This is a genomic window from Pseudomonas sp. LBUM1669, assembly GCF_059695705.1.
Genome location: NZ_CP166784.1, coordinates 5630346 through 5641839, shown reverse-complemented (window position 1 = coordinate 5641839; position 11494 = coordinate 5630346). Strand labels below are relative to the sequence as shown.

7 protein-coding genes are annotated in these 11494 nt (G+C 61.6%); 4 read left to right on the top strand and 3 right to left on the bottom strand.

Annotated features, from left to right (window positions below; translation table 11 throughout):
- Positions 1 to 113 precede the first annotated feature (113 nt).
- The 3 genes from dxs to ACA051_RS26190 all read right to left on the bottom strand — a co-directional run bounded on the left by dxs (position 114) and on the right by ACA051_RS26190 (position 3231).
- A complete protein-coding gene (dxs, locus tag ACA051_RS26200) occupies positions 114 to 2012 on the bottom strand; it encodes a 1-deoxy-D-xylulose-5-phosphate synthase (RefSeq protein ID WP_497305776.1) in 1899 nt (632 codons plus the stop codon).
- A gap of 92 nt (positions 2013 to 2104) precedes the next feature.
- Complete coding sequence (ispA, locus tag ACA051_RS26195; RefSeq protein WP_497372485.1) at positions 2105 to 2992, bottom strand: (2E,6E)-farnesyl diphosphate synthase; 888 nt, start codon at positions 2990 to 2992, stop codon at positions 2105 to 2107.
- On the bottom strand, positions 2989 to 3231 hold the full coding sequence (locus ACA051_RS26190) for an exodeoxyribonuclease VII small subunit (protein WP_007894317.1): 243 nt from the start codon (positions 3229 to 3231) through the stop codon (positions 2989 to 2991). The genes ispA and ACA051_RS26190 overlap by 4 nt, the downstream gene beginning before the upstream one ends.
- A 509-nt stretch (positions 3232 to 3740) precedes the next feature.
- On the opposite strand from ACA051_RS26190, the gene ACA051_RS26185 reads away from it, so the two are divergent.
- From ACA051_RS26185 to ACA051_RS26170, 4 genes are read left to right on the top strand one after another with little or no spacing between them, the layout of a single operon-like run.
- Positions 3741 to 4532: a YfaP family protein gene (locus tag ACA051_RS26185; RefSeq protein WP_497372484.1), complete on the top strand. Its 792-nt coding sequence runs from the start codon at positions 3741 to 3743 to the stop codon at positions 4530 to 4532.
- Between the two features lie 51 nt (positions 4533 to 4583).
- Positions 4584 to 6296, top strand: a complete 1713-nt coding sequence (locus tag ACA051_RS26180) for a DUF2138 domain-containing protein (protein WP_497305767.1) — start codon at positions 4584 to 4586, stop codon at positions 6294 to 6296.
- Positions 6281 to 6931 (top strand): DUF1175 domain-containing protein, encoded by a 651-nt coding sequence (locus tag ACA051_RS26175; RefSeq protein ID WP_497372483.1) that lies wholly within the window; start codon positions 6281 to 6283, stop codon positions 6929 to 6931. Before ACA051_RS26180 ends, ACA051_RS26175 begins: the two co-directional genes overlap by 16 nt.
- Positions 6928 to 11493: an alpha-2-macroglobulin family protein gene (locus tag ACA051_RS26170; protein WP_497375640.1), complete on the top strand. Its 4566-nt coding sequence runs from the start codon at positions 6928 to 6930 to the stop codon at positions 11491 to 11493. The genes ACA051_RS26175 and ACA051_RS26170 overlap by 4 nt, the downstream gene beginning before the upstream one ends.
- Position 11494: the final 1 nt, after the last annotated feature.

Below are 11494 nucleotides of genomic sequence, written 5' to 3'. Positions count from 1 at the left end.
AACCAATGTGGGAGCGGGCTTGCTCGCGAATGCGGTGCATCAGTCAACATTTATGCTGATTGATACTCCGCATTCGCGAGCAAGCCCGCTCCCACAAGGGGTTTTACATTTGTTCAGATGTTGATTAGTTGCAGGCGCTCACGAACCGAAGCCTCGATCCCGGCCTCATCCAGCCCGCACTCGGCCAGCATCTGTGCAGGTTTCGCATGCTCGACGTAACTGTCCGGCAAGCCCAGGTGCAGCATCGACTTGAGGATGTTTTCACGCGCCAGGAACTCGCTGACCGCGCCACCGGCACCGCCCATGATCGCGTTCTCTTCGATCGTCACCAGCAATTCGTGGCTGTCGGCGATTTGGCGAACCAGGCCTTCATCCAGCGGTTTGACGAAACGCATGTCGACCACGGTCGCATCCAGCGTCTCGGCGACTTTCAGCGCCTCAGCCAGTTGCACACCGAACACCAGCAGGGCGACTTTGCTGCCCTGGCGACGAACCACGCCTTTGCCGATTTCAATCGGTTGCAGGTCTTTCTCGATCGTTGCATTCGGGCCAGTGCCGCGCGGGTAACGCACCGCCGCCGGGCCGTTGAACAGGTGACCGGTGGTGAGCATTTTGCGCAGTTCGTTTTCGTCGCTCGGGGTCATCACCAGCATGCCGGGGATGCAACGCAGGAACGACAGGTCGAAACTGCCCGCATGCGTCGGGCCGTCTTCGCCCACCAGACCTGCGCGGTCGATGGCGAACAGCACGTCGAGGTTTTGCACCGCCACATCATGCACAAGCTGGTCGTAACCGCGTTGCAGGAACGTCGAATAGATCGCCACCACCGGTTTCGCGCCTTCGCAGGCCATGCCGGCCGCGAGGGTCACGGCGTGTTGCTCGGCAATCGCCACGTCGAAGTAGCGCAGCGGGAAACGCTCGCTGAACGCCACCAGGTCGGAGCCTTCTTTCATCGCCGGGGTGATGCCCACCAAGCGGGGGTCGGACGCGGCCATGTCGCACAGCCATTCGCCGAACACACCGGAATACTTCGGCCCGCCGGATTTCTTCGGCGCAGCGGCCGGGGCATCAACGGGTTCAAGCTTGGTGATGGCGTGGTAACCGATCGGGTCGACTTCCGCCGGGGCGAAGCCTTTGCCTTTCTTGGTGACGACGTGCAGGAACTGTGGGCCTTTGAGATCGCGCATGTTGCGCAGGGTGGCGATCAGGGTCGGCAGGTCGTGGCCATCGATCGGGCCGATGTAGTTCCAGCCCAGCTCTTCAAACAGCGTGCCGGGAACCAGCATGCCTTTGGCATATTCTTCGGTGCGACGGGCGATTTCCCAGGCGCCGGGCAGGCGCGACAGGACCTTTTTGCTGCCTTCACGCATGCTTGCGTAAGTGCGGCTGGAAAGGATCTTCGCGAGGTAATTCGACAGTCCACCGACGTTGCGCGAGATCGACATGTCGTTGTCGTTGAGGATCACCAGCATGTTGGCGTTGACTTCCGGCGCATGGTTCAGCGCCTCGAAGGCCATGCCCGCGGTCAATGCGCCGTCGCCGATCACGGCAATGGCCTTGCGATCACTGTTCTGCAGGCGGGCGGCAATCGCCATGCCCAGCGCTGCGCTGATCGAGGTGCTGGAGTGGCCGACGCCAAAGGTGTCGTACTCGCTCTCGGAACGACGCGGGAAGGCGGCGACGCCGTCCTTCTGGCGCAGGGTGGCCATGCGCTCGCGCCGGCCGGTGAGGATTTTGTGCGGATAGGCCTGATGACCCACGTCCCACACCAGCCGGTCGTCCGGGGTGTCGAAGACGTAATGCAACGCGATGGTCAGCTCGATGACGCCCAGGCCGGCACCGAAATGCCCGCCGGTCTGACCGACCGTGTAGAGCAATTCCAGGCGCAACTCATCGGCCAGGGTTTCCAGCTCGGCTTCGCCTAACCGGCGCAGGCCGTCCGGCGTGTTGGCACGGTCGAGCAGGGGCGTGGTCGGGCGCTTGCGGGGAATCTCATGAAACGTCGTGGGCATCAGGCGAATCGTTATAGGTATAAAAGATGCGGCAGTTTACCTGATGCATCGCCCCCTGCCCACGCGTTGGTTTTAACTTGGCGGATACGCCGTCAGCTGCGCCGTTCGACGATGTAGCGGGCCAGATCGCGCAACGGCTCGGCAGCCGCGTCAAACGGTCGCAGCGCGTGCAGGGCCTGATCGCGCAGTTCCAGAGCGTAGGCCTTGGCGGCGTCGAGGCCGAGCAGGGCCGGGTAGGTCGGCTTGTCGCGCGCGATGTCGGCGCCCTGGCGTTTGCCTAGGGTTTCGGTATCGCTTTCGACGTCGAGAATGTCGTCCTGCACCTGGAACGCCAGGCCGATGGCCTGTGCATAAGTCTGCAACGACTTCAGTTCGTCCTTCTCGGCGCGGCCGCTGGCCAGGGCGCCGAGTTTGACGCTGACTTCGATCAACGCCCCGGTCTTGTGCCGGTGCATGGTTTCGAGGGCTTTTTGGTCAAGTTTCAGGCCGACCGAGCCGAGGTCGATGGCTTGGCCGCCGACCATGCCGGCCGGGCCTGCCGCCAACGCCAGGGCGCTGACCATCTGCAAGCGGATTTCGGAGTCCGACGTGCTCAGGCGTGGATCGAGCAGGGCACTGAACGCCAGGCTCTGCAAGCCGTCACCGGCCAGGATCGCGCAGGCTTCATCGAATTTTTTGTGAGTGGTCGGCTGGCCTCGACGCAGATCGTCGTCGTCCATGGCTGGCAAATCGTCATGCACCAGTGAATACGCGTGAATCAGCTCCACCGCGCACGCCGCGCCGTTGGCTTGCTCGGCCTTGCCACCGAGCGCTTCGCACGCGGCGTAGGCCAGCAGCGGACGGACCCGTTTGCCGCCATTCATCACGCTGTAGCGCATGGCTTCGTACAGGCGCGCGAGCTCAGGGCTCGGCGGGTTGAACAGGGTTTCCAGTGCCACGTTCACGCGAGCCTGGCTGGTCGCCGAATACGCTGCAATCATTCTGGCTGATCCGCGTCGAAGGGTTCCTCGGCCAGCTCGCCATCACGCTCGAGCAGCACTTGAACCTTTTGCTCGGCCTGAGCCAGCGCCGCCTGGCAATCGCGGGTCAGACCGATGCCCTGCTCGAAAGCCGTCAGCGAGTCTTCCAGCGACAATTCGCCGTTCTCCAGTCGCTCCACCAGCGTTTGCAGGTCAGCGAGGGATTGTTCGAAATCCAGTGCAGCTTTTTTGCGGGCCATGGCGGCTATTTCCGGTTGACGTTAAACCGGCGCGACACTAGCAGACATGGGGGTTATGGGCAAATGAGCGGGGTGTTTCGGCCAATGTGTCCGGGACTAAATGCGCCCCCTGTGGCGAGGGGGCTTGCCCCCGTTGGGCCGCGCAGCGGCCCCAAAACCATTCACCCAGGGTTTTCAGGAATACCGCATTCAGCAATTTACGACTGCTGCGCAGCCGAGCGGGAGCAAGCTCCCTCGCCACAAAGGAATGTCGCTTCCGGGAGTGATGGGGATTATTCGGCTCATTTCGTGAGCCGAATAACCTCCCTTTTCGGCTCACGGACTCAAATGTGCGTGATTCCTACCGCAAATATAGATGTATCCGATTGTTAAAAAACCGCCAAATGGCTAACCTTCGCGCCTTCTACGACCCAACAGTCACGGGTCTTTCTGACGAAACGCAGTTTTAGGATCTGTAACGCGCCGAGGATCGGGTGCAAGGTTTCGTTATGCATGGCAGGAGGCGTCACATGCGTTCATTTCTTCTGGTGCTGATGGGGTGGGTCTGCGCGACCGCTGCCTGGGCCGAGCCGACGGCTGAGTTGTCGGAACCGGTCGGCGGCTGGCGCTACAACGGCCTCCTCGATCGCAGCGAAAACCCTCAAGTCGCCTACCCGACGCCGCCCATCGACCGGGGCGTGCAGCGCAATCGCACGATGATCCAGGGCCAGCTCAAGGCCATTGGTACACAACGCGGGCCGCACACCCTGGCCGTCAACGGCAACCCCCTGAACCTGTACACCGACGATCAAGGGCGTTTCGCCCGGCCGTATGCGTTTGGCGCCGGTTCCAACAGCGTCGAAGTACGCAGTGCTGAAGGCAAATCCCTCAAGCGCGTTCAATTCTATGAGGCCAACAACCTGCGTACCCCGTCTCGGATTCGCGTGGTGCTGGGTTGGGATGACCCGAAAGCCGAACTCGATCTGCATATCGTGACCCCCGACGGCCAGCATGCGTTCTGGGCTCGCCCCGCGATGAGCAACGGCGGCGGGCTGGACCCGGACGGCGTCGATGGCCCCGGCCCGGAAATGTTCACCATGACCGCGCCGATGCATGGCACCTATCTGGTTTACGTGAACTATTGGGGCAACTTCGGCAGCGGCGGCTATAACTTCGAGGAGACCAGCAACCAGAACGAGGTGATCACCTCGCAGATCAACCTGGTGCTCAACGAAAACACCGTCGACGAAAAACGCGAGACCTTCATCGTGCCCCTGCGGGCCATCGGTGACCTGCTGCTGGTCAAGACTTTCAACTATTAAGCATCCCGCTCCACGGATGAATTGCTGAGCTTTGGGAACATGAGCGTGAACATGAGCGATAACACTGTTTCTCCTGCCGCTGAGACACCGGCCGCCAAACCTTCACGCCGCTGGCCGGCTGTGCTGATCGGGCTGTGCCTCGTTGCCGGTGTTGCGGCCGGGTTGGGCTGGTTCATGCACAAACCCAAGACGCCACCAGCGGAGTTGGCCAGCGACAAACTGGGCATGAGCCGCCCGGACGGTCTGCTCGAAACCCACTCCTTGAGCCAATTGCCCAAGGACTTGCTGGCGGTGCCGTTCCTCAAGGAAACCCTGACCGAAGATTTCGTCTTCTATTACGAAGCGCATGCGGATCGACTTGGCTTGATCGGCAGTCTGCGGCGGATCATTTACGAGCATGACCTGAAGTTGCAGGACAGTTTGATCGAGCAGCTCTTCGATCAACCAGCCGATGTGGCGTTGTGGCGTGGGGCGGACGGTCGGCTGAAAGACTTTTTGTTGGTGATGGATCGCGGTGGTCTGGCCAAGGTGCTGGAGCCACTGGCGAAAGTAGCGCTGGATGATTCGCAGCTGACGCAACTCGGTGACATCAAGGTCGCCGGCGATACGGTGCCGCTGTATCAGCTCACTTACAACAACAGCAAAGCGCTGCTGTTTGCCTCTCATGGCGACAAGTTGGTGGTGCTGTCCAATCCTTCGAAACTGTACGACAACAGTAATGGCCCGATCGATGAGCTCGGCATGGTTTCGACTCAATCGCTGGAAGCACTGCTCGGCGGCCAGAAACTGTTCCCCGAAGCCTTCGGCCTGCCACCGCGCGCACCTGAAGTGAAACAACGTCTGTCGGTCAATTCCAGCGTTCTGGCGATGGGTTATCAGCGTTTCATCCCGAACTTTGCCGGCCTGCGCTTCGACATGGACGATAAGGGCTGGCACAGCTTCCTCGCCATGGACGAACTGGACGACCAGCCGGACTTCGATTTCAAGCCGATCTGGCAAGCCATGCCGATGGGCGCCAGCGCCTGTGTCGCCCTGCCGCTCGCCGCCGAACAGCAGAAACCGCTGCTGGTGAAACTCGGTGCCGAAGAATCCGTGGCTCAGGCGTTGACCGAACACATGGCCGGTGCCGCCGGGCTGTGCTGGTACGCCGATTCGCGGTTGTACACGCCGTTGCTGGTGGCCAGCCTGAACGATGATGACAGCGCCAAGCTCGACGGCGACCTGGGCAGCCTGTTCGGCTCGATGGTTGGCGCCTATGAAGGCAACGTCGAAGAACACGCGTTCCCGGTGGTCGAGAAACAGGAAGGCCAAAGCCATCAGTGGCAGCGCCAGGTCAGTTCCAACTTCGGTCCCTACAAAGCCAAGGACGCCGAGAACCCGGATGCAATCACCGGCAAGGCGTTCATGAAAGTCAGCCTGGCGCGTCACGGTTCGACGCTGCTGTTCTCCCTCGACGACAAACTCGTGGACAAGGCCCTCGGCACCCTCGACAAACGCTTCCCGCCGATGGCCGACGTGGTGCCGAAAGACCTGCTGATGCCGGTCTACTTCGGCCCGGACTCCATGGCGCAACTGATGCAACAGGAAACCCTCGACAGCCTGCCGCAGGACATGGAACCGGTGTTCTACAACGCCGCGCAGACCTACCTGATCCCGAAACTGCGCAAGCTCGGCGGTTATGGCAAATACGCCCTGACCTTGCCCGAAGGCAGCGAGCCGGACGGCCATTGGCAGTGGCTGCCGCTGGAATGGAAAGCTCTGTGACCGCTCTTATCCGAGGCCTCGGCCTGCTGGCGATGTTGCTGGGCAGCCGCGCATTTGCCGGTGAAGCCGCAGCGCTGGATCCGCAGCAATCCCAGGTGTTCCGCGCCTGGTTCGTGCGCATCGCCCAGGAACAACTGACTCAAGGCCCGAGCCCGCGCTGGTATCAGCAGGACTGCGCCGGGCTGGTGCGGTTCGCCGCCAACGAAGCGCTGAAAGTCCATGACGACAAATGGCTGCGCAGCAATGGCCTGTCCAACCGCTACCTGCCGCCGGAACTGCAATTGAGCGAGGCCCAACGCGGTCTCGCCCAGCAATGGCAGCAGGGCGGCGGCAAGGTCGGGCCCTACGTCAACGCGATCAAGTTGATTCAGTTCAACAGCCATCTGATCGGTCGCGACCTGGCGCAAGCCCGGCCCGGCGACCTGATGTTTTTCGATCAGGGCGACGACCAGCACCTGATGATCTGGATGGGCCGCTTCATTGCCTATCACACCGGCACCACCACCCCCACTGACAACGGCATGCGTTCCGCGAGCCTGCAGCAACTCATGACATGGAAGGACACCCGATGGATACCCGACGCAGCCAACCCCAACTTCATCGGCGTCTATCGACTGAACTTTCTCTCCCAATGATCGGTGCCCGCATGTTGCGTTTTCTGCCTCTGCTGTTGGTTTTGGTGCTGCCGTTTTCGGCGGTCAACGCCGAAGACACCGTCGAGCCGAGCGGCTACACACCGGTGGCCGGTGAAAGCTTTTTCCTGCTGGCCGACAGCAGTTTCGCCGCCGACGAGCAGGCGATGGTGCGCCTCGAAGCGCCGGGCCGCGATTACCGTCGGTTCCGCATGGAGCCTTACGGCGGCGCAGACATTCGCGTGTATCGCATCGACAAACCGCTGGATTTCCTCAAGCGCCAGAAGAACCTGCACCGCGTGGTCAGCGATGGCCAGTTCAAGGGCGAAGGCCTGTCGAATACCCTCGCGTACCTGTGGGACAACTGGTATCGCAAATCCCGTCGGGTGATGCAGCGGGCGTTTTCCTACGAATCGCGTAAACAAGTCACCGAGGAAGTGCCGGAACTGAAGATGGGCAGCGCGATTGCCGCGCCAACGCCTTACGACGCTCAGCCGCAATTCGCGCTGATTCCGGGTTTGCCGGTGGTCAGTCAGTTCCGTTATCCGCTGTGGCAAGCCAAACCGATCCAGCCGCCTACCGGTGTGAACCTGGCCGGTTCGTCGAGCGAGTTCGTCAGCGTTGCGCCGGGTAACGTGTACATCCCGTTGGGCAACCTCAAACCCGGTCTTTATCTGGTGGAAGCGCTGATCGGCAAGTACCGCGCGACCACCATGGTCTTCGTTTCCAACACCGTCGCCGTGAGCAAGATTGCCGGCGATGAATTGGTGGTCTGGGCTGCGCGCAAGCACGAGGGCAGTTCGGTGCCGAAGGTCAATGTGTTGTGGACCGATGGCCTGGGCGTGATGAGCAGCGGCGCCACCGATGCCGATGGTTTGCTGCGCCTGAAACACGTCAGCCCCGAGCGTTCGTTTGTGATTGGCGAGGACGAAGAGGGCGGGGTGTTTGTCTCCGAGAACTTCTATTACGACAGCGAAATCTACGACACCAAACTTTATGCCTTCACCGACCGGCCGCTGTATCGGCCGGGGGATTGGGTGTCGCTGAAAATCGTCGGTCGCGAGTTCAAGAACGCCCGGGATTCGGTGTTGCCGACCGCTGCCGACGTCAACGTGACCGTGCTCGATGCCACCGGCACCGCGCTGCAATCGCTGGCGCTGAAACTCGACTCTAAGGCCGGCACCCAAGGGCGCTTCCAGTTGCCGGACAACGCCGTGGCCGGCGGTTATGAACTGCGTTTCAGCTACAAGGACCAGGCCTACAGCAGCGCTTTCCGTGTTGCCGAATACATCAAGCCGCACTTCGAAATCTCGCTGAACCTGGCCAAGCAGGATTACCGCACCGGTGAACCGGTCAAGGGCAGCCTCGTGCTGCTGTACCCGGACGGTAAGCCGGTGGCCGATGCCAAACTGACCCTGAGCCTGCGCGCCCAGCAACTGTCGATGGTCGACAACGAGCTGCAATACCTCGGGCAATTCCCGGTGGAGCTGACCAGCACCGAACTGACCACCGACAGCAAAGGCAGCGCGACCCTCGACCTGCCGGCCGCTGAGAAACCGAGCCGCTACATGCTCACCGTGTTTGCCAGCGATGGCGCGGCGTATCGGGTCAAGACCACCAAGGAAATCCTCATCGACCGTGGCGCCGCGAGTTTCCGCTTGAGCGCTCCGCAGCGCTTCAGCGCAGTGGGCGACAAGGTTGCGTTCAGCTATTTGAATGAAGGTGGCAGCGAGCAGACCAAAGCCGTCACGCCGGGCAGTTACGGTTGGGTGCGTCTGGAGGATCAGAGCACCGGCGAAGGCAAACTCGCTGCGACGGATAAAGGCTTCACCTTGGCCTTCGACCGTCCGGGCACCTACAACCTGACGTTGAAGGATGACCATGGCCGCGTCGTCGGCGCCACCGGCCATTCGGTGACCGGCGATGGCGTCAAAGCCGTGCCCGGCACCGTGGAAATCGTCCTCGACAAACCGGAGTACAAGGCGGGCGACGAAGCCCTGGCGTTGATCACTTTTCCCGAGCCGGTCAGCGATGCGCTGCTGTCTCTGGAACGGGACAAAGTCGAGTCCACGGCGTTGCTGTCCAAGGGCGGCGACTGGCTGAAGATGGAAAAACTCAGCGACACCCAATACCGCGCGCGGATTCCGGTAAAGGACAATTTCGCGCCGAACCTGACGTTCTCGGTGCTGTACACCAAGGGCGGCCAGTACAGTTTCCAGAACGCTGGCATCAAGGTGATTGCGCCGCAAATCGACGTGGCCATCGTCACGGACAAAGAGGCGTATCAGCCGGGCGATACCGTGTCGGTGGACCTGACCACCCAGTTCGCCGGCAAGCCAATTCCGGCACACCTGACGGTCAGCGTGGTCGATGAAATGGTCTACGCGCTGCAGCCGGAAGTTGCGCCGACCATCGACCAGTTCTTCTACCACCCGCGTCGCAACAATGTGCGCACCAGCGCCAGTCTGTCGTTCATCAGCTACGACGTTGCGTTGCCGGGCAGCCCCGGTGCACCGGGCAAAGCCAACCGCAGCGAGCGGGGCGTGAAAGTGTTGGAGCGGCCGCGCCGTGAAGACGTTGATACCGCCGCGTGGGAACCGGAATTGATCACCGACGCCAACGGCAAAATCCGCTTCACCTTCAAGATGCCGGATTCGCTGACCCGCTGGCGCATCACAGCCCGGGCCATTGCCGATGACGGCCAGGTCGGGCAGAAGAAGCAATTCCTGCGCTCGGAGAAACCGCTGTACCTGAAATGGAGCGGTCCGACCCAATTCCGCAATGGCGACAAACCGGATCTCGGTGTGTTCGCGTTCAGCCAGGCCGAAAAACCGGTCAAGGCCGAGCTGGTGATTCATTACGGTGGAGCGGAACAACGCGTTCCAGTAACGCTGAACAATGGCATCAACTACATCGCGCTGCCGGCGTTTGCGTTGACCTCCGGCGAGTGGACTGCCGAACTGGTGCAGGACGGCAAAACCGCCGACGCCCTGGCCGTGCGCCTGACTGCGACCGGCGAAGGCTGGCAGGTCACGCAAAGCCAAAGCCTGGACGTGGCCAGTGGTGACATGCCGCTGACCTTGCCGGCGGACGCGACGGATATTCGCCTGCGTCTGGATGACAGTCCGCAAGCGCTGTTCCGTTCGGCGCTGGATGATCTGCTGAGCTATCCATACGGCGGCGTCGAACAAACCGCGAGCCGTTTGCTGCCGTTGAGCATTGCGTATCCAACCTTGTCGTCGAACCCGCAGATCCGCGATCGCTTGCGCCTGATCATGCAAAACAGCCGTCTGCGCCTGGTGCAAATGGCCGGGCCGTCGGCGAGTTTCACTTGGTGGGGCATGGACGGCGAGCCGGATGCATTCCTCACTGCCTACGCCTATTACGCCGACTGGCATGCCAGCAAAGCACTGGAACTGAGCCTGCCGCCGGAGCATTGGCAGCGGGTGCTGGAGGTGTATTCCAAGCAGGCGCAAAACACGCCGCTGTTGCAGCGGGCGCTGATTCTGTCGTTCGCCAAGCAGATGCAATTGCCGGTCAACACCTTGCTCAGTGGCTTGATGGATGACCTGGCGAAAGCGGGCGAGGGCAATGCGGCGAACCTGATGGAGGATGGAGAAGACAGCATCGTCATGAGCGATCCAGATTCCGCGCTGGGTCTGGCGGCTGCTCGTGTGTTGACTGCCTCTTTGGCGAAGCAATCGAAGGTGACGCTGCCTGACGTATTCAATCGTCAACTGCCGGATGCGCAACAGCGTCTGGCCGTAAGTTCCCAACCGTTTGCCGAAGCCTTGAACCTGTCGCTGCAACCCTTCGATCAGGCTCACGCGCAAGCGTTGTTGCAACGTTTGCTGCCACAGCAATCGACCCTGGAACGCGCTCTGGCGCTGACCTGGTTGCAACGCAGCATCGAGCAGGCATCGCCCACTATCGCACTGGCCCCAGGTGAAGGCTGGAAAAAACAACACGGTGACACCGGTGAAATGTACTGGACGTGGCAGGGTGCTTCGGCGGTGCCGGCCGTGTTGTCGCTGGCCGGGACGCAGGAACGTCCGTTGCGCGCCGCGTTGAGCTTCCAGACCCGGCAGCCATTGGTTGATCCGATGGCGGTGACCATCACCCGTCGCCTGTCGCGTCTGGTGCCGGGTGACGAAGCCTTCACCTTCAAGCTGGAAGCGATAGGCAGCAAGCCGTTGTCCAGCGACAGCCTGTACCTGGACGAAGTGATCATCACCAGCAAAGCCGCGAAACCGCTGCGCTACGGCATGCTCGAAGTGCCGCTGCCGCCGGGCGCCGATGTCGAACGCACCACGTGGGGCATCAAGTTGATGGGCAAGGCCGGTACTGAGCCGACCGCGCTGGAGAAAGCGCGTTTCGAACCGGGCCAGATGGCTTACGCGATTCCGGTCGATGCCTTGAGCGGCGAACTGCGCCTGCGTCATCTGGTGCGCTTCTCGCAGAAAGGCCAATTCAACCTGCCGCCGGTGCGTTTCACTCAGGTCTACGCGCCGCAGCACCAGGCTCAGGAACAGAAACCCGCCCTCGGCCAGGTCACGGTCAACTGAC

Coding starts and splice junctions, on each gene's coding strand:
- ACA051_RS26175 (WP_497372483.1), top strand. CDS start 6,281: ATGGAAAGCTCTGTGACCGCTCTTATCCGAGGCCTCGGCCTGCTGGCG.
- ispA (WP_497372485.1), bottom strand. CDS start 2,992: ATGATTGCAGCGTATTCGGCGACCAGCCAGGCTCGCGTGAACGTGGCA.
- dxs (WP_497305776.1), bottom strand. CDS start 2,012: ATGCCCACGACGTTTCATGAGATTCCCCGCAAGCGCCCGACCACGCCC.
- ACA051_RS26185 (WP_497372484.1), top strand. CDS start 3,741: ATGCGTTCATTTCTTCTGGTGCTGATGGGGTGGGTCTGCGCGACCGCT.
- ACA051_RS26180 (WP_497305767.1), top strand. CDS start 4,584: ATGAGCGATAACACTGTTTCTCCTGCCGCTGAGACACCGGCCGCCAAA.
- ACA051_RS26170 (WP_497375640.1), top strand. CDS start 6,928: ATGATCGGTGCCCGCATGTTGCGTTTTCTGCCTCTGCTGTTGGTTTTG.
- ACA051_RS26190 (WP_007894317.1), bottom strand. CDS start 3,231: ATGGCCCGCAAAAAAGCTGCACTGGATTTCGAACAATCCCTCGCTGAC.